The 21,104-nt window shown below is 65.0% G+C and carries 15 protein-coding genes; 13 read left to right on the plus strand and 2 right to left on the minus strand.

What is annotated here, in order from left to right:
* The first annotated feature begins 54 nt into the window (after positions 1-54).
* From HNR05_RS16800 to guaB, 5 genes are all read left to right on the plus strand, one after another.
* Positions 55-1,059 carry a branched-chain amino acid ABC transporter permease gene (locus tag HNR05_RS16800; protein ID WP_179580176.1) on the plus strand — a complete coding sequence of 335 codons (1,005 nt, stop codon included), beginning with the start codon at positions 55-57 and terminating at the stop codon, positions 1,057-1,059.
* Complete coding sequence (locus tag HNR05_RS16805) at positions 1,056-2,255, plus strand: branched-chain amino acid ABC transporter permease (protein WP_179580177.1); 1,200 nt, start codon at positions 1,056-1,058, stop codon at positions 2,253-2,255. Before HNR05_RS16800 ends, HNR05_RS16805 begins: the two co-directional genes overlap by 4 nt.
* Positions 2,252-3,130 (plus strand): ABC transporter ATP-binding protein, encoded by an 879-nt coding sequence (locus HNR05_RS16810; RefSeq protein WP_179580182.1) that lies wholly within the window; start codon positions 2,252-2,254, stop codon positions 3,128-3,130. The genes HNR05_RS16805 and HNR05_RS16810 overlap by 4 nt, the downstream gene beginning before the upstream one ends.
* Positions 3,117-3,830 carry an ABC transporter ATP-binding protein gene (locus HNR05_RS16815; protein WP_179580185.1) on the plus strand — a complete coding sequence of 238 codons (714 nt, stop codon included), beginning with the start codon at positions 3,117-3,119 and terminating at the stop codon, positions 3,828-3,830. The genes HNR05_RS16810 and HNR05_RS16815 overlap by 14 nt, the downstream gene beginning before the upstream one ends.
* Before the next feature lie 114 nt (positions 3,831-3,944).
* The gene (gene guaB / locus HNR05_RS16820; protein WP_179580189.1) at positions 3,945-5,450 is read left to right on the plus strand and encodes an IMP dehydrogenase; all 1,506 of its coding nucleotides are present in this window, start codon (positions 3,945-3,947) and stop codon (positions 5,448-5,450) included.
* Between the two features lie 667 nt (positions 5,451-6,117).
* Here the strand turns inward: guaB and HNR05_RS16825 are convergent.
* Positions 6,118-7,260: a MalY/PatB family protein gene (locus HNR05_RS16825; protein WP_179580197.1), complete on the minus strand. Its 1,143-nt coding sequence runs from the start codon at positions 7,258-7,260 to the stop codon at positions 6,118-6,120.
* A gap of 94 nt (positions 7,261-7,354) precedes the next feature.
* Here HNR05_RS16825 and HNR05_RS16830 point away from each other — a divergent pair, with 94 nt between their 5' ends.
* The 4 genes from HNR05_RS16830 to HNR05_RS16845 all read left to right on the plus strand — a co-directional run bounded on the left by HNR05_RS16830 (position 7,355) and on the right by HNR05_RS16845 (position 16,958).
* Positions 7,355-8,473, plus strand: a complete 1,119-nt coding sequence (locus tag HNR05_RS16830; RefSeq protein WP_179581127.1) for a GuaB3 family IMP dehydrogenase-related protein — start codon at positions 7,355-7,357, stop codon at positions 8,471-8,473.
* A 41-nt stretch (positions 8,474-8,514) separates the two neighbouring features.
* Positions 8,515-10,245: a glycerol-3-phosphate dehydrogenase/oxidase gene (locus HNR05_RS16835; protein WP_179580199.1), complete on the plus strand. Its 1,731-nt coding sequence runs from the start codon at positions 8,515-8,517 to the stop codon at positions 10,243-10,245.
* Between the two features lie 181 nt (positions 10,246-10,426).
* On the plus strand, positions 10,427-13,219 hold the full coding sequence (locus tag HNR05_RS16840) for a LuxR C-terminal-related transcriptional regulator (protein ID WP_179580201.1): 2,793 nt from the start codon (positions 10,427-10,429) through the stop codon (positions 13,217-13,219).
* 238 nt (positions 13,220-13,457) lie between these two features.
* Positions 13,458-16,958, plus strand: a complete 3,501-nt coding sequence (locus HNR05_RS16845; RefSeq protein ID WP_179580203.1) for an Ig-like domain-containing protein — start codon at positions 13,458-13,460, stop codon at positions 16,956-16,958.
* An 84-nt stretch (positions 16,959-17,042) separates the two neighbouring features.
* Here HNR05_RS16845 and HNR05_RS16850 read toward each other — a convergent pair whose 3' ends face one another.
* Positions 17,043-17,621 (minus strand): HhH-GPD-type base excision DNA repair protein, encoded by a 579-nt coding sequence (locus HNR05_RS16850; RefSeq protein WP_179580205.1) that lies wholly within the window; start codon positions 17,619-17,621, stop codon positions 17,043-17,045.
* 270 nt (positions 17,622-17,891) lie between these two features.
* Here HNR05_RS16850 and HNR05_RS16855 point away from each other — a divergent pair, with 270 nt between their 5' ends.
* The 4 genes from HNR05_RS16855 to HNR05_RS16870 are packed head-to-tail and all read left to right on the plus strand — an operon-like array spanning position 17,892 to position 21,102.
* The gene (locus HNR05_RS16855; protein ID WP_179580207.1) at positions 17,892-18,419 is read left to right on the plus strand and encodes a cation:proton antiporter regulatory subunit; all 528 of its coding nucleotides are present in this window, start codon (positions 17,892-17,894) and stop codon (positions 18,417-18,419) included.
* A gap of 3 nt (positions 18,420-18,422) precedes the next feature.
* The gene (locus HNR05_RS16860; RefSeq protein WP_179580209.1) at positions 18,423-19,853 is read left to right on the plus strand and encodes a cation:proton antiporter; all 1,431 of its coding nucleotides are present in this window, start codon (positions 18,423-18,425) and stop codon (positions 19,851-19,853) included.
* A 5-nt stretch (positions 19,854-19,858) separates the two neighbouring features.
* Positions 19,859-20,638, plus strand: a complete 780-nt coding sequence (locus HNR05_RS16865; RefSeq protein ID WP_246318724.1) for an SURF1 family protein — start codon at positions 19,859-19,861, stop codon at positions 20,636-20,638.
* Between the two features lie 17 nt (positions 20,639-20,655).
* On the plus strand, positions 20,656-21,102 hold the full coding sequence (locus HNR05_RS16870; RefSeq protein WP_179580213.1) for a DUF3817 domain-containing protein: 447 nt from the start codon (positions 20,656-20,658) through the stop codon (positions 21,100-21,102).
* Positions 21,103-21,104 lie beyond the last annotated feature (2 nt).

The raw sequence follows: 21,104 nt of genomic DNA on the forward strand, positions 1-21,104 counted from the left end.
AAGTTTTTCCCCTGAGACGACGACGTCCCAGGCGCTCACGATGCGGATACCTGAATGCTCGATCTACTTCTTCACCCTGTTCTCGACAACGGCTGGATCTCGTTCGACATCCCGTCATTGATTCAAAATTTCTGGAGTGCCACCTTTGACGGTCTCACCTTCGGTGCGATCTACGGTTTGGTGGCGGTGGGTTATACCCTCGTCTACGGCGTCTTGAACCTGATCAACTTCGCCCATTCGGAAGTCTTCATCATGGGCTGCTACGGAGTCGTGGCGGTGCTGGTGACACTTGGCTTCGGGCCCAACCCGCCCACCCTGCCGCTGGGAATGATCATTCTTGACCTTCTTCTGGCGTTAACCGCGGGGATGCTGGCGGCCGCCGGCACCGCCTATGTGGTCGAGCGGGTCGCGTATCGACCGTTGCGAAGACGCAATGCGCCCCGGCTCGTCTTTTTGATCACCGCGATCGGCGCATCCTTCGCGATTCAAGGTGGGATCTTCATCGTGCGCGGCGCCAACCCTGAGCCGGCTGTCACGATGTTCGTTCCGACCCCGGTGTTCGATGTCTTCGGCACCATCGTCAATAGCCAGCAGATCATCATCGTTGTCGCGGCCCTGGCCACGATGATCCTGGTCGACCAGTTCATCAGCCGCTCCCGTACGGGGCGGGGCATCCGCGCCGTGGCACAGAATCCGGACGTTGCAACGCTGATGGGCGTGAACAAGCAGCGGATCATCGTGATCACGTTCCTGATTGGTGGAGTCGTCGCCGGTGTCGGCGCCCTTTTCTACGTGATGCAGATCCCCTCCGGTGTGCAGTACAACGGTGGCTTCGTGCTGGGCATCAAGGCGTTTGCGGCGGCCGTGCTTGGTGGCATCGGTAACGTGCGCGGCGCTCTTGTCGGCGGCTTCCTGCTCGGCCTGATCGGAAATTACGGTCAGATTCTGCTCGGTAACTCGCAGTGGACGGACGTCATCGCCTTTGTCGTGCTCGTGCTTGTGCTTCTGATCAAGCCGACTGGAGTTCTTGGTACGTCGCTCGGACGGAGCAAAGCATGAGCATGACAGACGGCCCGAAGATCCTGCCGACCGCCGAATCACAGAAGGAATCGATCGACCAGGAATCGCGGACCACGCGGAAGGCCGGCTGGACCCAGCCGCTGCGTGACCGGTGGAACAGGCTGCCTCGGCAAGTGCAATGGCTGTGGCTTCTCATCGTCGTCGCGCTGGCGTACCTGCTGCCGGTGGTGAATATCCCGCTGCTCACGACTGAACCGGGCACCGACTGGCCTCTGGCCTGCTTCAGCATGGCCAGCTTTGCGCTGATCGCCGTCGGACTGAACGTGGTGATCGGTTACGCCGGACTTCTCGATCTCGGCTATGTGGCCTTCTTCGCCGTCGGTTCGTACGTGGCGGCGATGCTCACGAGCCCCGATTCTCCGTTCCTGCATATCCCGTACCTCTGGACCATCCCTGTTGCGATGGCCGTGACCATGTTCTTCGGCGTAGTCCTCGGCGTGCCGACCCTCCGACTGCGCGGCGACTACCTGGCCATTGTGACCCTGGGCTTTGGTGAGATCGTGCGAATCCTGGCCACCATCATCCCGGCTTTGAAGGGGCAGGTCGGCTTTCAGAATGTCGGCCGGCCGCCGGGTGTGACGGCCGATGGTCAGCAGATCTTCTCAAACTCCAGTGGGACGCCGTGGTACTGGCTGACGCTGACGATCATCATCATCGTGCTGATCTTCGTCGGGAACCTGGAGCGAAGCCGGGTCGGCCGCTCGTGGGTCGCCATCCGTGAGGACGAAGACGCGGCCGAGATCATGGGAGTGCCCACCTTCAAATACAAGGTGTGGGCCTTTGCGATCGGCGCTGCCGTCGGCGGCCTCTCCGGTGCCCTCTTCGCGGGACAAGTCGGCTTCGTCAGCAACGCGAAGTTCGATGTGCAGACCTCCATTCTGTTTGTGGCCGCCGTCGTCATGGGTGGGGCCGGCAATAAGGTCGGCGCCCTGCTGGGAGGGGCCATCGTTGCGTATATCCCGCTGCGTTTCATCGCGATTGCCGAGTACAAGTACTTCATCTTCGGCCTCGCGCTCGTGGTCATCATGATTTTCCGATCCCAGGGGCTCATCCCGGCCCGTCAACGGCTGCTGGCCTACGGGCGGAACGCCTACAATCGGGTTGCAAAAAAGAGAACGTCGGCGCCCCCTGAAGTTCCCCCCACATCCGATACAGAGGAAGGAGCGACGGCATGAGCGCTGTGCCAGCTGACGCCCCGGTGCCTCCCGCTTTCGACGTTTCGAACGACGTCGTTGAGGCGGTGGCACCCGAACGGGAAATTGCGGTCGAGGTGGGCGACAACATCATGGAGATCAAGAACCTCACGGTGAAGTTCGGTGGTCTTGTCGCACTTGACGACGTGTCATTCAACATCAAACGCGGCGAGATCCTCGGCTTGATCGGTCCGAACGGTGCGGGAAAGACGACCTGCTTCAACGCGATGACCGGTGTCTACAAGCCGACCAGCGGAGACGTCGTACTGGAGGGGGTCTCCCTCAAGGGGGTCAAGCAGCACCGCATCACCCGACGTGGTCTGGCGAGAACGTTTCAGAACATTCGGCTGTTCGGCGAGATGACGGCGTTGGAGAACGTTGTCGTCGGCTTGGATGCGCGGCATAAGACGAGTGTCGTCGGCGCGCTGCTTCGCTTGCCCCGTCACACTCGCGAAGAGAAGACATCGGTTGAACGTGGCATGGCGCTGCTGGAATTCGTCGGCATTGCCGACCAGGCCGGAGTTCTCTCCCGGCACCTTCCCTACGGCTCTCAGCGACGTTTGGAGATCGCCAGGGCTTTGGCGACCGACCCCAAGGTGCTGTGCCTCGACGAACCGGCCGCCGGATTCAACCCCGCTGAGAAGGAAGATCTGATGGTGCTTATCCGCCAGATCAGAGCCGACGGTTACACGGTGTTGCTGATCGAACACGACATGAGACTCGTGATGGGTGTGACGGACCGCATCGTGGTTTTGGAATTCGGTCGCAAGCTGGCAGACGGAATTCCCGTCGACATCCGGAACGACCCGCGAGTCGTCGCCGCCTACTTGGGGGAGCCTGAAGATGACGTTGCTTGAGCTCAAGGATGTCAGCGTGCACTACGGTCGCATCCAGGCGATCCACGACATGTCGTTCACGGTCGAGGAAGGCGAGATCGTCAGTTTGATTGGGGCCAACGGCGCGGGCAAATCGACGACGATGAAGACCATCTCCGGTCTGCTGAACCCGTCGCACGGATCCATCACCTTCGACGGCGAGGACATCACCAAGGTCAAAGCACACCTCCGTGTGGTGAAAGGAATTTCGCAATCACCGGAAGGACGCGGAATCTTTCCCGGAATGACGGTGATGGAGAACCTCGACATGGGGGCGTTCGGTCGCGCCGACCGCTCGGGCATGGCGGCGGATTTCGATCGAGTATTCGACCTCTTTCCCCGTTTGGCCGAACGGAAGACCCAGTTGGGCGGCACGATGTCGGGTGGTGAGCAACAAATGCTCGCGATTGGGCGCGCACTGATGAGCGCGCCACGCCTGCTGCTTCTCGACGAACCCTCGATGGGTTTGGCCCCGCAATTCATCAAGCAGATTTTCAAGATCATCACTGAAATCAACGCCCAGGGCACCACGGTTCTACTCGTCGAACAGAACGCCAACCAGGCGCTGGCCCGCGCGAACCGCGGTTTCGTGTTGGAAACCGGAGCGATCACACATCAGGGAACCGGCAAAGAACTGCTGGCGAACCCGGCTATTAAGGAGGCGTACCTGGGGGTCGGCTAGGCAGATGGGGCTGTGGGCATGCGCGACGTGGAATCTCGCTTAACATTGAGGAATCGGGACCAACGATCGTTCCCTGTCTACTTTTCTCACTATCCACATCTGCAAAGGGGTGACATGGATCAGCCAGATCCGTTCGGTTTCACCGGGCTCACATACGACGACGTCCTACTTCTTCCGGGCCACACTGATGTCATTCCGAGTGAGGCCGTGACCACGTCACGCCTCACCCGGCGTATCAACGTGGCCACCCCGCTGCTCTCGAGCGCGATGGATACCGTCACCGAGACGCGCATGGCCATCGCCATGGCACGCGAGGGCGGCCTCGGCATCCTGCATCGCAACCTGTCTATCGACGACCAGGCCGAGCAGGTCGACCTCGTCAAGCGCAGCGAATCCGGCATGATCACCAACCCGGTGACCACCACGCCGGATGCCACGGTGGCGGAGGTCGACGCGCTGTGCGGTCAGTTCCGCGTCAGTGGTCTGCCGGTCATCGACGCCAAGGGCGTGCTGGTGGGAATCATCACCAACCGCGACATGCGCTTCGTGTCGGAAACGAAGAAGCACACCACGACGGTGCGCGAGGTCATGACGACGTCGCCGCTGATCACCGGCAAAGTCGGAATGGCGCCGCAGGACGCCGTGGCGATCTTCGCCACGCACAAGATCGAGAAGCTGCCGCTCATCGATGACGCGGGCAAGCTGACCGGACTGATCACCGTGAAGGACTTCGATAAGTCGGAGGAGTTCCCGAACGCCACGAAGGACGATGCCGGACGACTGCGTGTCGGTGCAGCCATCGGCTTCTTTGGTGATGCCTGGCAGCGCGCGACGCGACTTGTGGAGGCCGGCGTTGACGTGCTGGTCGTCGACACCGCCAACGGCGACAGCGCGGGCGTGCTCGACATCATCCGCAAGCTCAAGGCTGACCCTGCCTTTCGTGGCATCGACGTGATCGGCGGTAACGTAGCCACGCGCTCGGGCGCACAGGCCCTGATCGACGCGGGAGCCGATGCCATCAAGGTCGGTGTAGGCCCGGGCTCCATCTGCACCACCCGCATCGTCGCTGGTGTGGGCGTACCTCAGATCACCGCCGTCTATCAGGCATCGCTCGCTGCGCGTGAAGCCGGCATCCCGGTCATCGCCGATGGAGGGCTTCAGTATTCGGGCGACATCGCCAAGGCGCTTGTCGCCGGCGCTGACACGGTGATGCTCGGCGGGCTGCTGGCCGGCACCGATGAGAGTCCCGGAGAGCTTGTCTTCGTGGGTGGCAAGCAGTTCAAGGCCTACCGTGGAATGGGTTCGCTTGGCGCTCTGCAGACTCGGGGCTCGAAGACGTCGTACTCGAAGGACCGCTATTTTCAGTCGGATGTGCCGAGCGATGAAAAACTCATCCCCGAAGGCATCGAAGGCCAGGTTCCCTACCGCGGTCCCGTCGCCGCAGTGGCGTACCAGCTGATCGGTGGGCTGCGCCAGTCGATGTTCTACGTGGGCGCACGCACCATCGAGGAGCTCAAGCAGAAGGGTCAGTTCGTGCGGATTACGCCGGCTGGCCTCAAGGAGTCGCACCCGCACGACGTGCAGATCGTCATGGAGGCGCCAAACTACCGTCGCTCTTAAGCAAGATCGGTTGTACTTCCCGAAGGGGCCGCGCATCAGCGCGGCCCCTTCGCGATCGCAGGTCGCACCCGTGTCGTGGGGTCGCGCCCGTATCGTGGGTCGCGCCCGTGTCGTTGGGTCGCGCCCGTGTCGTGGGGTCGCGCCCGTGTCGTTGATCGAGCGTGTCGAGATCTGCTGAGTCGGCCTCTGGGCGGTGTGCGTTGCGCGGGTCGGCCGGCGGGGGTCTCGACAGGCTCGACCAGCGGGGTGGTGCGCGCCCGTGTCGAGGTCGCGCCCGTGTCGAGGGTCGCGCCCGTGTCGTTGATCGAGCGTGTCGAGATCTGCTGAGTCGGCCTCTGGGCGGTGTGCGTTGGGCGGGTCGGCCGGCGGGGGTCTCGACAGGCTCGACCAGCGGGGTGGTGCGCGCCCGTGTCGCGGTCGCGCCCGTGTCGTGGGGTCGCGCCCGTGTCGTTGATCGAGCGTGTCGAGATCTGGTGAGTCGGTCTTTGGGCGGGGCGGGGCGGTGCGTTGGGCGGGTCGGCCGGCGGGGGTCTCGACAGGCTCGACCAGCGGGGTGGTGCGCGCCCGTGTCGCGGTCGCGCCCGTGTCGTGGGGTCGCACCCGTGTCGTTGATCGAGCGTGTCGAGATCGGGTGAGTCGGTCTTTGGGCGCGGGGACGGTGGGCGGCTCAGCCGACCGCAGCCAAGCGCGAGACCGCCTCGGCGAGCACCGCCGGAGAGCAGGCGAAGTTCAGCCGGGCGAAGCCCGTGCCGGGCCTGCCGAACATGGGACCTGAGCTCAACGCAACCTTCGCTCGCTCGAGCGCCACCGCGGCGGGGTCGGTCCCCCAGCCCAGCGCGCGAAAGTCCAGCCAGGCCAGATAGCTGGCCGTCGGCTGCTCGTAGCGGACCCCCGGCAGTTGCGCGTCGAGCAACTCGGTGAGCAGCCGACGGTTCGACTGCACTGCCGCAAGCGCGCCGTCGAGCCATGCGTCGCCGTCGCTGAAGGCGGCACTGCCGGCGATCAAGCCAAACTGGCTGGTGCGCCAATTCACTTCTTGCGGCAGGGCGGCCACGATCTCGTGCATCCGGTCCGACGCCGTGACGAATGCCGCGCATTTCAGCCCGGCCAGATTCCAGGCTTTGCTCGCCGACGTGACACAGATTCCGTGTTCCCGAGCCGCCTCAGACACCGACAAGAACGGCGTGAAGATGCCGTCGCTATGCGTCAACGGGCCATGTACCTCATCACTGATGACCGTGACGCCGTACCGGGCGGCCAACTCGGCGACGGCGCTCAGGTCTTCGACGCTGTGCGGATGCCCGAGCGGATTGTGCGGGTTGCAGAGCAGATACGCGCGCGCTCCAGCGGCGAAGGCGACTTCGAGGCCCTCAAGGTCAAGAGTCCAGCCGACCTCGCTGTGCACCAGCGGCACCTCGCGGACCAGACCACCCGCCTCGGGAATGAGGTCGAAAAAGGGTGGATAGATCGGCGGGTTGATCACCACTTCGTCACCCGGCCGGATCAGCTGCCGCAGCGATTCGACGATCGCAACGCTCACATCCGTCGTCGTGGAAACGTGTTCCGGGTCGATTCGCCAGCCCCAGCGGCGCAGTGTGAAACCGGCGAGTGCCTCAGCAAAATCGTTGACGGGTGCCACATAACCAGTGTCGTTGCGTTCGATCGCCGCAGTCACGGCCGCGCGAACTGAGGCCGCGAGCGGATAATCCATCTCGGCGACGAAAAGCGGTAGCACATCCTCGGGATAGGTCCGCCATTTCATGCTGGTGCGTTGGCGCAGCAGAGCAAGGGGATCGGCGATGACATCCATCTGCCCATGCTGCCCCATGGGACGCCGCGCGTCGAGGGCCGGTTGGCAGAACGAAGCCCGGCCGAACCGCACCGCCTAGACTGGGCAGGTGAGTATGGAGATTGAAATCGGCCGTTCCAAGCGCGCTCGTCGCGTTTACGCCTTTGACGACATCGCGATCGTTCCGAGCCGTCGCACGCGCGACCCGGAGGACGTCTCGGTCAGTTGGTCGATTGACGCCTACCAATTCGACATCCCGATTCTGGCTGCACCGATGGACTCCGTCGTCTCGCCGACCACGGCGATCATGATGGGCCAGCTCGGCGGCGTGGGGGTGCTCGACCTCGAGGGCCTCTGGACCCGCTACGAGAACCCCGAGCCGATGCTTGCCGAGATTCGCACCCTCCCCGCCGACAAGGCGACGGCACGGATGCAGGAGATCTACTCCGCCCCGATCAAACCTGAGTTGATCTCCGAGCGTTTGGCCGAGATCCGTGCCGCCGGCGTCACCGTTGCCGCAGCACTCTCGCCGCAGCGCACCCAGGAATTGTACGAAACTGTTGTCGCCGCCGGCGTCGACCTCTTCGTCATTCGGGGCACCACGGTCTCGGCCGAGCACGTCTCGCAGAACCAAGAGCCGCTGAACCTGAAAAAGTTCATCTACGAACTCGACGTGCCCGTTATCGTCGGGGGTGCGGCCACCTACACGGCGGCCCTGCACCTCATGCGCACCGGAGCAGCCGGCGTGCTGGTCGGCTTCGGTGGCGGCGCGGCTTCGACCACGCGCGCAACCCTCGGCATCCACGCGCCGATGGCGACGGCCGTTGCCGATGTCGCCGGCGCTCGCCGCGACTACATGGACGAATCCGGCGGCCGTTATGTGCACGTCATCGCCGACGGCGGTCTCGGCACCTCGGGCGACATCGTCAAGGCCATCGCCTGTGGAGCCGACGCCGTCATGCTGGGCTCGACCTTGGCTCGGTCGACGGATGCTCCCGGTGGCGGATTCCACTGGGGCGCCGAAGCGCACCACTCCCAGCTTCCGCGCGGCAAGCGTGTCGAGGTTGGCACCGTGGCGCCGCTCGAAGAGATTCTCTACGGACCGGCACCCGTTGCCGACGGCACCGCGAACCTCGTCGGTGCGCTGCGCCGCTCGATGGCGACCACCGGATATTCCGACCTGAAGGAATTCCAGCGAGTCGAAGTGGTTGTCGCGCCGTACCCGGTGAACTAGCGTCGAGTTAAGCGTCTTGCCGTTTGGATGGGAGTCCGCACATGGCCACGAGCAACTCTGTGACACGTTCCACGAAACTGGGGCCGGAGGAGCGCGAGGCCGCGCTCGCCCGGCTCAAGGAAAAAGAGCTTGACATCTTGGTCGTCGGTGGCGGCATCGTTGGTGCCGGCAGCGCGATGGATGCGGTCACACGCGGGCTGAGTGTCGGCTTGCTTGAGGCGCGTGACTGGGCTTCCGGCACGTCGAGCCGCTCGTCGAAGCTCGTGCACGGCGGAATCCGTTATCTGGAACAGCTCGACTTTCGTCTCGTGCGTGAGGCGTTGATCGAACGCGGTCTGCTGTTGCAACGCATCGCACCACATCTGGTCAAGCCCGTGCGTTTTCTGTACCCGCTGAAGAAGCGCGTCACCGAGCGGTTCTATGTGGGCGCCGGAATGCTGCTCTACGACATCTTTTCGTACAGTGGCGGCATGCCGCCGGGCGTGCCGCACCACCGCCACCTGTCGAAGTCTCAGGTGAAGAAGCTGATGCCGAGCATTGCGGATGGCGCACTGGTCGGCGGCATCACGTACTACGACGCCCAGGTCGACGATGCGCGCTACGTGGCGTCACTCGTGCGCACCGCGTCGTTCTATGGTGCCCACGTGGCGAGCCGGGTGCGTGTCGAAGGTTTCATCAAGGTGGGGGAGAGGGTCGTCGGCGTCCACGCCCACGACCTGCAAACCGGCGAACGGTTCGAGGTGCGGGCGAAGCAGGTCGTAAACGCGACCGGAGTGTGGACCGATGACACTCAGCGCATGGTGGGGGAACGCGGCACCTTCAAGGTGCGGGCGTCCAAGGGCATTCACCTGGTGGTGCCGCGCGACAGGTTCCAGTCGGCGATGGGACTGCTGCTGCGCACCGAGAAAAGTGTGCTGTTCGTGATTCCGTGGGGTCGGCACTGGCTGATCGGCACCACAGACACCGATTGGCACCTGGACAAGGCGCATCCGGCCGCCACTGCTGCCGACATCGACTATCTGCTCGAACATGTGAACTCGGTGCTGAGCGTGCCGCTGACCCGCGAAGACGTCGAAGGCGTCTACGCCGGGTTGCGTCCGCTGCTCGCCGGTGAATCGGACCAAACCTCGAAGTTGTCCCGCGAGCACCTTGTCGGGCATTCCGTGCCGGGTCTCGTGGTGATCGCCGGTGGCAAGTGGACCACCTACCGTGTGATGGCCAAGGATGCCATTGATGCGGCAGTCGACGCGCTCGACGGGCGTATACCGGCCTCGACGACGCAGAACATCCCGCTGCTCGGCGCGGAGGGGTATCAGGCAGCGTGGAACAAGCGCGGCAAGATCGCAAAGGCGTTCGGGCTGCACACTGCCCGGGTCGAGCATCTCCTGAACCGGTATGGCACTCTCACCGACGAACTGCTTGACCTCATTCGCGACAACCCCGCCCTGGCGCATCCGCTGCCCGGTGCCGACGACTACATCGAAGCAGAAATCGTCTATGCGGCAACCCATGAGGGGGCGTTGCACCTCGACGATGTGCTCGCTCGCCGCACCCGGATCTCGATCGAAGCTTGGGACCGTGGTGCGTCAGCCGCGCCGGTCGCCGCCCGACTGATGGCTCAGGCCCTCGGCTGGGACGCCGACACCGAAGAACACGAGGTCGCGGTGTACCTGAAGCGGGTTGCGGCCGAGCGAGCCTCGCAGGAGCAGCCCGACGACGAATCGGCCGACCGGGTACGGCTGGAGGCTCCCGACATCGTCTCGTCGTCCTAACAGCGGGAAAGACACCCAGTTCAGGGGTGAAAAGCGGGTTCTCGGCGTTTCGGTGACGACCGCCTGCAATGCTGGTGAGTACGAAGAGTTTCGTGGGCGTGCCGTAGCCCCACAGATAGCACTTCACGCGATCGGCGTACCGGGCCGAGGGACTATTTCTTGAGCACGGCGTGGAGTTTCTGTGAGTCTGCGTCAGCCCGCCGATCTGCCCGAGCGAACCTCGCTTGTGCGACAAGCGCGCGAGGTGCTCGCCGCGGCGAAGGGCGGCACCATCCTGGTGACCGGGCTATCCGGCATGGGCAAAACCACATTTTTGCGCACGATCGAGCCGACGGATAAACGCTGGAAGATCGTGAACGTCACGGCCGACCCCTATGAGGCGGATCAGCCGTTCGCGGCCGTGGAACGCATCCTTCGATTCGTGAGCTCGAAACGGACGGCGTTCGTGCCCGTGGATGCCGTCGCCCACCCGCGGCAGATTGGCGGACGGCTCCTCGACGAGTTCGACCGCTCGCGCCTTCCCGTGCTTCTCACAGTCGACGATGCGCAGTGGTTGGATCCGGCGTCGGCGCGGGCGTTGCGGTTTGCAGCAAACCGGATGCTCGACGGCCGTTTCGTGGCGGTCGTTGCGACCCGGCCGAGCGCCCGGCAGAACGCGTTTGTGCAGTTGCTCACCGAATTGGCGGCCACTGGTGAGCGCCATCTTGCTCTGGCGATTGAGCCCCTGGCGGCCCAGAGCGTACAGACCTTCGCCGGTCGGGCTCTCGGACGCGGCATTTCGATGCGGAGCGCCCAGCAGCTCAGGGAAGCGACGGGGGGATCCCCAGCCTTGCTGACCGCAGCGTTGGATGTGATCGGAGCGACAGCGCACGAGACGACGTCTCTGTGGGAAATGCCTATTCCGCTGGTCGCCGCCGCCCGCAACCCGTTTGCTCGGTTACTCGAATCGGCCTCCCGGCCGGCCCAAAACCTGGCCGAAATCGCCGCCATCCTCCGCAGCCCGGTGCCGGTGGCCGCGATCCGGCAGGTTGCGGCCGCGCTACGCCGTGAAGTCGACCTCGATGCAGCCCGGGAAGCCGGCCTCATCGAGGTATATTCCTGGCAAGGTGACCTCTGGCTGCGGCCACGACACGACCTTCTCACGCACTCGATTGAGCAGAGCCTCGACCCGGCTCTCACTCGGCACATCCACCGGGCGGCGGGGACCGTGCTGCCCGGTCGGGCAGGATTGCGGCACAGTTTGTGCGCAGCCACGGAAGCCGACGGCCCACTGCTCGCCGCGGTGCGAATGCTGGCACAGTCGTCGCAGAGCGTCGCGGAGGCCGACGAGGCGATCCGCACGTTGCGGATCGTGCTGGATCTCCTTCCGCCGGGGCCCGAGTACGACGACGCGTTGCTCGATCTGGTTCTGCTCGCACTCCGCTTTCGTCGGCATCAGAATGTGCTCGACCTGCTGCCCCAGATTGAGGCACTTCCGAACGGGCCGGTCGCTGCGGCCGTCCGGGTCGAGACGCTCGCGGTGTCGGGGAGGCTCGACCGCGCCCTCGTCGAAGCAAAGGACTACGACGGCTCGGCTCCGGAGAACGATTCTGCCGAGGGTCGCATCGTGCGGGCCTATATCGCCGGGCAGATCCCGCAATTTCAATTGACGACCGGGGACATGGCGCCGATTCTCGAGCAGGTGGCCGTCGGTCGACGCCGGGTGAATGACGTGAGGACGACGGATGCCGAGGCTGTCGACCCCCGGTTGCGCTGGATGTTCAATGCCGATAGCCAGCACATGCGTCTGCTCGGCTGGGCGATCACGGGCGCCTCCCGCACCGGCTCCTCCGCCGAGCTGAGTGCGGCTTTTGCAGAACTGAGCGGTTTGATCGAGAAGGCCGCGGCATCACCGGAGCTCGTCGACGCCCTCGTGACGCGCTCGGGCATCCGAATGCAAACCGGCGACGTCCCCGGAACCCTTTCCGATATGCTGGCGGCCCGCTCGGTGCTCGCACGGTATCCGCACGCCTGGACGGCAGGGCACGTGCCGGTGATCCGTGCGCACGCGCAGTATCTCCTGGGTGATTGGGAGGGCTCGTTGGCCACGGCGGACACGGCGCTCAGTCACGTGTGGGACGAGACCGCCTTCTCGATTCGCCCGGTGACATACGCCGTGGCGTCATTGGTGCGTGCTTCACGCGGTGAGAAAGCCGCCGTTCTCGCGCTTGTCGAAGCCGGCGAGCGGTCTCGGGTGAGCCCGCACGAGACCTATGAGTCCGCGATGGCCGTGATCGCGCAGGCCGAACTGGCGCGAGCGCTGGGAGACCCCGAAGACGTGCTCCGAATCTGCTCGGCACCGAGCCTTCGCGCACTGGAATCCACCACGCGCGGCTGGCTGACGTACCGAGTGGAGGCGCTCGCAGGGCTTGGCCGCGTCGGTGAGGCGCGTCAGGCTCTGGCCGAGATCAGCGCACTGGCGGCCGGCAAATGGCAACCGTTCCACGGATCGATCACCTGGCTGAACGCTCGCGTCGAAGACGCTGCCGGGCATCACAAGACCGCGCACGAGCTCTACCAGCGGGCACTCTGTGAGCCGGCTGCCGTGTCGTATCCGTTCCCTCTCGCCCGAGTTCGTTTCGACTATGGACGACTTTTGCTTGCGGTTGGCCGGGATGCGGAGGCGCTCGAGCAGCTGCAGCTGGCCGCAGCGACGTTCACCCAGCTGGGCGCGGCCCCCGACCTTGAGCGGGCCGTGCGGCTGATCAGGCTCGCCGGCGGTACCGACGACGCCGTACCCATCGACCCGTTCGACACGCTCACCGAGCGGGAGCGGCAGATCGCCCATCATGCGTCGCGCGGCCACACCAACCGTGAGATCGCCGAAACGCTGTTTCTCTCGGTTACGACCATCAACTTTCACATGCGCAATGTGATGTCGAAGCTGGGACTGGTCTCGCGCCGACAATTGCGTTCGATGGTCGGTGGCGCATAGCCGCCTGAACTGACCCGTTTGCGTACCCGTTAGAAAGTAACGGTTTTTTCCGCTTCTCCTTACTGGGCCGACAGGGCGCTCGTAGCGTGAGTTCTCGTGCCCGCCGAAGAGCCACAGTGTGGACGGGGGCATCCAGCCGCTGGTCTTCGTACTCGAGACCGCTTCTTCGTACCCAAGAATCTGCCCTTTTCCCCGGGCATGCGGCTGCCGACGCCCACCGAAAAGGAACTCGAATCCAATGGCAGTTCGTGCTGCGCTCACGCCTCTTCAGCCGGCCCCGGATCACATCCGTCTGGGTCACCACGCACCTGCAGGGTTTCGCCTGCGTGCCTTCGCCGCCCTCGCGGCCCTCGCGCTGACCACGACTGGCCTGACCGCGCTGGGCGTTCTGGTCGGCCCTGACGCGGCGAGTGCGGCAGACACCACGATCGCATTCACGAGCCCCGCCGTCACCGTGTGGACGGTGCCGGCCGGAGTCACGCGCATCACGGCGACGGTCACCGGTGCGTCAGGCGGAAGCGGCGACTCGGAGGTCAACTTTCCGGGAACCACGTGGCCGATGACGGACGACGGCCGCGGTGGCGCGGGGGCGCTCGTCGCTGGCACGTTCGCCGTGACTCCGGGTGAGTCGCTGCGCCTGTGGGGTTCGACGGTCGGTGGCGCTGTTGGAGGCCGCAACTCGCCGGGCGCCGGCGGCTCCGGCTACACCGCGGGCGGTGCAGGCGGCAAAGGCGACCCGATCAATTCACTGACCAGAGCGGGAGCGGGCGGCGGTGGCTCCAGCGCCATCACGCGCAACGACGGCACGGCCATCCTGGTCGCTGCCGGTGGTGGTGGCGGGGCCGGACGCGGCGGAATCTGGCTCAACTGCAGCGCGGGTCAGGGCGGTCCCGCTGGCCTCGCCGGTGCGAACGCAACGGGGACTTGTGCAGGCAAGGGCGCAGGCGGAAACGCGAGCGGGCAAAGCTCGGGGGCCGGCAGTGCGGGTGGCTCAGCAGGTGGCGCTTCGGCCGGCGGCGGCGCCGGCGGCGGTGGTGCAGGATACCGCCACGGCGGTAATGGCGGGACTGCCGGTCGTGTGGGCGGGAGCGGTGGCGGTGGTGGTGGGGGCGGCGATTCCTTCGCGAGTGGCGACGGCGTGATTGGTTCCGCGCTCGCCGGTGGCGGCGGACGGGTCACTCTCACCTACTCGCCGTCGTTCGATACTCAGCTCTCGTTCAGTGCATCGAAGCCCTCGACCGTGGTCGGCGACCCGATCGGCTTCACCGCTCAGGTGAGTTCCTCCGCTCTGCCGGCGGAGACGCCGACCGGATCGGTCGCGTTGTACACGGCATCCGGCGGTCTTGTCGAGACAGCCCCCGTGATCGACGGCGTCGCGACATTTCCGGCCCGACTTTTCGCCGTGGGGTCATACACACTGACGGCGCGGTTCACCGCCGATGATCTGCGATTCCATGACTCAGCGCAGACGCTCACCGTTGACATCGCACAGGGTCCCACCCAAACGACGTTGGCGAGCCAGACGACCGCGGTCTTCGGGGAGCCGATCACCGCCACGATCACCGTGAGCCCGGTCGCACCGGCCGCGGGTGCACCGAGCGGCACCGTGAGACTGCAGACCGAGAGTGGTACGCCGATCGGCGAGGCCGAACTCGATGCGAGCGGGCAGGCAACGATCGAGTTCACCCCCGCAGCACCGGCAGGCCTTCGGGTGCTCGCCGTCTACGTCGGCAGCTCCGAGTTCGAAGCATCCGCGTCGCTCCCCACCGATCTCACGATTGAGAAGGGGCAGAGTACGGTCGATCTCACTGCAACCGCGGTATCGACGGTGTGGGGGGAATCGGTCAGCTTCACAGCGGGGGTGAGCGCCACGGCACCTGCTGTCGGCCTGCCGACCGGCACCGTTGAATTCTTTATCAACGGGGCCAGCGTCGGCATCGGGACTCTGACCGACGGTGAAGCCTCGTGGTCGGGCGCAGACCTCGAGGTCGGCAGCAATCTCGTGACCGCTGTCTACAACGGTGGGACCACCTTCGTCGGTTCCATGTCGCAGCCACTCGACCACCTCGTCGCCCCGTGCCCGACGACGACGACACTGACCAGTGACGCATCGACGACGGTCTACGGCCAGGCCGCTACCTTCACGGCGGATGTCGCCGCGAGCGCGCCCGGCGCCGGCGAACCGACGGGGATCGTCCACTTCTATGCGGGAGGCATCCTGGTGGACTCGCAGGCTGTCGTCGACGGCAGTGCGACGACCACGCTGTCGGAACTCCCAGTGGGAAGCCACCTGCTGACCGCTGTCTTCGACGGTGACGCTCGGTTCGTCGGCTCGGGCTCGATGGAATGTGTGCACGCGGTCACCGCCGCGGCCACGACCGTCGCACTGACGAGCGACGTGTTCTCGAGCGTGAGCGGACAGGACGTGACCTTCACGGCGGATGTCGCCGTGACGGCACCCGGCGGAGGAACGCCGACCGGATCTGTCGCTTTCGCAATCGACGGAGGCGACGCCGTCGAGGTGCCCACCGCGAACGGGTCTGCCGCTCTCAGTGTGCACGGCCTCGCGGTCGGCCAGCACCGCATCGTCGCAACCTTCGTGGCCGACGGAAACTATTCTGGTTCGTCGGCCTCGGCACTTGATCATGAGGTCATGCGGGCGGCCACGGTCATCAGCGTCGAAAGTGACGTGAACCCGGCCACGTTCGGTGAGACGGTCACCCTGACCGCACGCCTGACGGTCGTCGAGCCCGGTGCTGGAACTCCGACCGGAGACATCCGATTTCTGGTCGGTTCGGTGGAGGTCGGCACCGGCGCGCTGGTGGATGGCGTCGCATCCGTCGTGCTCAGCACGAGTGCCGTCGGTCAGCACACCGTTGTCGCCGAGTTCGCCGGCGACGCGCAGTTCTCCGGATCGACGGGGGAGGGCGAGCCACTCGTCGTGACCCGTGCGGTCACCACGCTCGAGCTCAGCAGCGCGGCACCGCACACCGTGTTCGGTGAGCACCTCGGCCTCACTGCGGCACTCGGCGTCGTCGCGCCGGGACGCGGCACCCCCCGCGGAACGGTGACGTTCTTTGCCGATGGAACGGTCATCGGCACCAGCACGCTCAATGCCGCGGGCACACAGGCCACACTCACCGTGCCATCCGCCCTCGGTGTGGGTGCCCATGTTCTGCGCGCTCACTATGCCGGCGACGACTCGTTCGAAGCGGCCGAGTCAGAACCGATTGAGCACGCCGTGAGCGTGGCGACCGCAACGATCTCACTCGCTGCGCCGGCGACGAGCCTGGTGGGCGCTGAGGTCGCCTTCACTGCAGTAGTCGTTCCCCGCGGCGCCTCAGAGGGCGCGCCGACCGGACGCGTGCAGTTCTTCGCAGACGGAAAACCCGTCGGCGACCCGGTCGCCCTGGCAGCGACCCTCGGCTCTGCACACGCTGCGGTCTCGTCCTGGACGGCAGAGTTTCGCACCGCCTCTTTGACACTCGGAGAGCATGAGATCACGGCGCGCTACCTCGGTAATGCCGGGTTCGAGCGGGCCGACAGCGACCGGCTGGTGCACACCGTGATCCCCGCCACCGTGGCCACACAGATTCTCACGGCGTTGGGGCTGGCCGACACTGGGATACGCGGTGCTGCGCTGCTCGAACTGGCCGGACTGCTGGTGCTCGTTGGGGTCGGGGCAGGTCTGCTCAACCTGATCGTGCGCCGCCGCAGGCGGGTCGAGACCGCGAGTTAACACCCTCCCACGGCACTCGTGAATTCCCGGACCGGGCCCATCGCACTGATGGGCCCGGTTCTTCGTTCGTGTGGGGAACTCGGCCTACGGCTTCGCCTTCGCGGCAGCCTTGGCGGCTTTCTTGGTTTCGCGCACGCGCGCCAACGAATCGGGGGAGACGATGTCGGCGACCGATCGGAAGCATCCGTCTTCGCCGTAGTTACCTGCCGCCTGCCGCCAGTTCTCACCGGTGAAGCCGTACTGCTTGCCGAGCAAGGCCAGAAAGATCTTCGCCTTCTGCTCACCAAAGCCGGGCAGCGCCTTCAACCGTGCGAGCACCTCCGGGCCGTTCGGCTCTTCCCGGGTCCAGATCGCCGCCGCGTCGCCGTTCCAGTCGTCGACGATCGCCTGGCAAAGCGCCTGGGTGCGGCCCGCCATATTCGCCGGGTAGCGGTGCACGGCCGGGGAGATTCGAAACAATTCTGTGACGTCGTCGGGTTGTGCGGCCGCGATTGTTTCGGCGTCGAACGCGCCCAGGCGGTCGGCGATCTTGAGCGGGCCGGCGAACGCGGTCTCCATCGCGACCTGCTGGTCGAGGAGCATGCCGATCAGCAGTGCGAGTGGGTTCGAGGAGAGCAGTTCGTCGGCGCGGTCGTCGCCGGTGATGTGCAGTGTTCCAGTCATGGGTTCATTTTCGCAGCGAAAAGTACCTGCGCCCAGGCCACTCATGTATTTCCGCCAGAATCAGGCCGCTACAGAGAGTAAGAACGCGCCCAGCACGAGTGCCGTGAGAGTCAGAGTGTGCCGGTGTGGAGGCTTTCGCCCGGCGTGCGACCGACCTCTCGCGGAGGTGCGTGGGGCAAACCCGGTCGGTGAGCGGATGCGCGGGGCAACCGCCCGGTCGGCCTCGGATAGACTGGAAAGACGTCCCCTCAACCCCCAGGAGTCATACCAATGGTCGATGTTCGGCGGGTCAAACTCCCCGGTGTTGGTGTGCTGCACACCTTCGTGACAGATGATGGCGGCAAGGTTGGAGTGATCGCGCACCGCTCTGGCCACAGCGATCTGATCACCTTCGCCGACGAAGAGGGCGGCCCCGATGCGGCCAAGGTTTCCCTGAGACTGAGCGAGGACGAAGCGCACACGCTGGCCGAGTTGCTCGGCGGCACGCAGATCACCGAGTCGCTGACCGCGCTCGATCAGATTCCCGGACTCTCGATCGACTGGTTCACCGTCGATTACGACGACCACATTGCAGGCCAGTCGCTGGGGAACCCGGCCGATCGCGGCATCGCGGGCCTCACCGTGGTGGCCGTTGTGCGCGGCGAATCCGCCAACCCGGCCCCCGCTGCCGACTTTAAGGTTTTTCCCGGCGACACCCTCGTGGTCGCCGGCTCGCCGGAAAAGGTGGCGAAAGCCTTCGCCTTCTTCCGCACAGGCGCTGTGAAGCCGAAAGCCGTCGACGCTCCGCCCGGAACCTAACGCATGTCGGTCGGCGAAGATCTTCTGACCCTCGGCCTGCTGCTGGTCGTTGCCTACGTTCTGGGGCGACTGGCCAAGCTCATCGGCTTGCCATCGATTCCGGTTTATATGGTCGTTGGTCTTCTCGCGAGCCCGCATTCGGGATGGTTCCCGCTCGATTTCCACTCGGGTGACATCGAGCTGATCGCCGTCTTCGGGCTGATTCTGCTTCTGTTCAGTCTGGGGCTTGAGTTCGACCAAGAAGAGTTCTTCGACAACGCCGGCAAGTTGCTGATCTCGGGCGGCTCCTATGTGTTGATCAACATGGGCCTGGGCTTCGCCTTCGGCATGATGGTCGGCTGGGGCACCCGTGAGGCGCTCGTCATTGCCGGCATGACCGGCACCTCGTCGAGCGCGATCATCACCAAGCTGCTGATCGAGCTGCGCCGCCTCGCCAACAAAGAGACGCCCATGATTCTCGGCGTGACGGTGGTCGGCGACATCTTTATCGCCATCTACCTCGCCATCGTCTCGGTTGTGCTGAGCGGTAAGACCGAGGTGTGGCCGATTGTGCTGCAACTCGGCATCGCCTTCCTCTTTCTCATCGTCATGTTCTCGCTCGCCCGGTGGGGCGGCAAAGTCGTCTCGCGTCTGGTGCGCACGAAAGATGACGAACTGTTTACGATTCTGTTCTTCGGCCTGGCCGTGCTCTTTGCCGGTATCGGCGAAATCATCGGTGTGACGGATGCGATCGGCGCGTTCCTGATCGGTGTGGTTCTCGGCGCGAGCACGTATCGGGCCAAGATCGAGCGAGTGGCTGTTCCACTGCGCGATGTGTTCGCCGCGTTCTTCTTCTTGAACTTCGGGCTGGCTCTCAACGTGGCGGAGTTCGGTTCCGTCATCCTCGTCGTGGTGATCGCCGTGGTGATGACATTCGTACTCAACCTGGTCTCGGGCATGCTTCTGGCGAGGCTCAATCAGATGGGTATCGTCGAGGGCATGAATGCGGCCGGCATCCTCGTGAATCGCGGCGAATTCACGCTGATTCTGGCAACCCTGTCGATCGGCGCCGGCCTCGATCACCGTCTGCAACCGTTCGCCGGTCTGTATGTGCTCACGATGGCCGTGCTCGGTCCACTGTTCGCCTCGAACTCCGAGCGGATCGGCGGCGCCCTGCGCGGCAAGAAACGCACTCCGCCCCGCCGCGCGGCGCTGCGCAACCCGATGCTCGAGGAGGAGATCGCCCTGGTCGAGGCCGCGACGGCCGGGCAGCGTGCCGGATCGCGTGACGACATCGATCGTGCGGTTACGCGCGTCGTCGACACTGCGCATGCCACGGATGCCGCAGCCGACCGAGCCAACACCCAGCCGGTTGATCCTATGATCGACTTCATTACCGACAACCGCCCACCGCGTCAGACGGATCAGGGCGAGCACCAAGGGGACTATTCGTGATTCGTATGATGGTGCGCCCCCGCTGGGTTGCCGCGCTTCTGCTCTGCCTGGCCATCGCCGCCGGATTCGCGCTCCTGGGACAATGGCAGCTCGATCGTGCGATCGCCTCGGGCACCGTCGTCGAGCGCACCACCGAGACCGCGGTGCCCCTGGCTGACCTTGTGCAACCCGACGGGCCGCCGCAGTCCGTGGCGAACGGCCACAAGGTGACACTGACTGGTTCGTACGTGTCCGGCGACGAGCAGATCATCGCGAAGCGGCTGAACGCCGGTGAGAGCGGTTTCTGGGTGGTCAGTCACTTCGTCGACTCGGCTGGTGCGAGCATCGCTGTCGCCCGCGGCTGGGCTCCGACGCTGAAGGCGGCCCAGGCCGCGGAGAAAGAGTTGCAGGTCCACGCGGCAGTGCAGATCGAGCTGGCTGGGCGGTTCGTTGAGGCCGAGGCTCCCGTTGTGCCCGCCGACGGCCACGATCCGCACGAGATGACCACTGTCGCCCCCGCTGCACTCATTAATCTGTGGCCTGGTTTCAACGAGCAGCCTGTGTATTTCGGATTCATCGTCGACGAACTGGCCGCACCCGGCCTCGCCGTCATCGATGCGCCCGCTCCGGTCGACGAGGTCGAACTCAACTGGCTCAACGTGTTCTACGCCCTGGAGTGGGCCGTCTTCGCCGGGTTCGCCGTATTCCTCTGGTTCCGGTTGGTGAAAGATGCCGTCGAGCGTGAAGAAGAGTTGGCCGAACTCGCCGCGGTGGCCGCCGCGAACGAGGCGATCACCCAGAAATAGCCACGTAGACTTGGCCTATGCCACTTGCACCTAAGCCCGCCGATATTCCCAGGATCCCCGGTGCACTCCGGCTCTACCAGGTGGCATCCGTCATCACTGGTGTTTTCTTGCTGCTGCTCTGCGCGGAAGTGATTCTTAAGTTCATCTTCGGGTATGAGATTGAATTGGGCGGCGCCTTCGGCTTCCTCGCCCTCGTTCCGAGCGGCACCGTGACCGCGGTGAACCTGAGCACGGGCATCCTGATCGCGCACGGTTGGTTCTATGTGCTGTACCTTTTCGCCGACTTCCGTCTGTGGAGCATGATGCGCTGGCCGTTCTGGCGCTTCGTGCTCATCGCACTCGGCGGCGTCGTGCCCACACTTTCCTTCTTCGTCGAGGTGCGCGTCGCCCGGCAGGTGAAGGCTTTCCTGGCTGCCCGTGAGGGCTCCGCAACCATCGAAACCGTGCAGGAGGCCCGCGCGTGAGC

Origin of the sequence: Leifsonia psychrotolerans, from assembly GCF_013410665.1 — a bacterium.
Classification (GTDB): domain Bacteria; phylum Actinomycetota; class Actinomycetes; order Actinomycetales; family Microbacteriaceae; genus Cryobacterium; species Cryobacterium psychrotolerans_A.

What these genes read in the sequence shown, in the direction of transcription:
- HNR05_RS16800 (WP_179580176.1), top strand. Translation starts at nt 55, where the DNA reads ATGCTCGATCTACTTCTTCACCCTGTTCTCGACAACGGCTGGATCTCG.
- HNR05_RS16805 (WP_179580177.1), top strand. Translation starts at nt 1,056, where the DNA reads ATGAGCATGACAGACGGCCCGAAGATCCTGCCGACCGCCGAATCACAG.
- HNR05_RS16810 (WP_179580182.1), top strand. Translation starts at nt 2,252, where the DNA reads ATGAGCGCTGTGCCAGCTGACGCCCCGGTGCCTCCCGCTTTCGACGTT.
- HNR05_RS16815 (WP_179580185.1), top strand. Translation starts at nt 3,117, where the DNA reads ATGACGTTGCTTGAGCTCAAGGATGTCAGCGTGCACTACGGTCGCATC.
- guaB (WP_179580189.1), top strand. Translation starts at nt 3,945, where the DNA reads ATGGATCAGCCAGATCCGTTCGGTTTCACCGGGCTCACATACGACGAC.
- HNR05_RS16825 (WP_179580197.1), bottom strand. Translation starts at nt 7,260, where the DNA reads ATGGATGTCATCGCCGATCCCCTTGCTCTGCTGCGCCAACGCACCAGC.
- HNR05_RS16830 (WP_179581127.1), top strand. Translation starts at nt 7,355, where the DNA reads ATGGAGATTGAAATCGGCCGTTCCAAGCGCGCTCGTCGCGTTTACGCC.
- HNR05_RS16835 (WP_179580199.1), top strand. Translation starts at nt 8,515, where the DNA reads ATGGCCACGAGCAACTCTGTGACACGTTCCACGAAACTGGGGCCGGAG.
- HNR05_RS16845 (WP_179580203.1), top strand. Translation starts at nt 13,458, where the DNA reads ATGGCAGTTCGTGCTGCGCTCACGCCTCTTCAGCCGGCCCCGGATCAC.
- HNR05_RS16850 (WP_179580205.1), bottom strand. Translation starts at nt 17,621, where the DNA reads ATGACTGGAACACTGCACATCACCGGCGACGACCGCGCCGACGAACTG.
- HNR05_RS16855 (WP_179580207.1), top strand. Translation starts at nt 17,892, where the DNA reads ATGGTCGATGTTCGGCGGGTCAAACTCCCCGGTGTTGGTGTGCTGCAC.
- HNR05_RS16860 (WP_179580209.1), top strand. Translation starts at nt 18,423, where the DNA reads ATGTCGGTCGGCGAAGATCTTCTGACCCTCGGCCTGCTGCTGGTCGTT.
- HNR05_RS16865 (WP_246318724.1), top strand. Translation starts at nt 19,859, where the DNA reads ATGATGGTGCGCCCCCGCTGGGTTGCCGCGCTTCTGCTCTGCCTGGCC.
- HNR05_RS16870 (WP_179580213.1), top strand. Translation starts at nt 20,656, where the DNA reads ATGCCACTTGCACCTAAGCCCGCCGATATTCCCAGGATCCCCGGTGCA.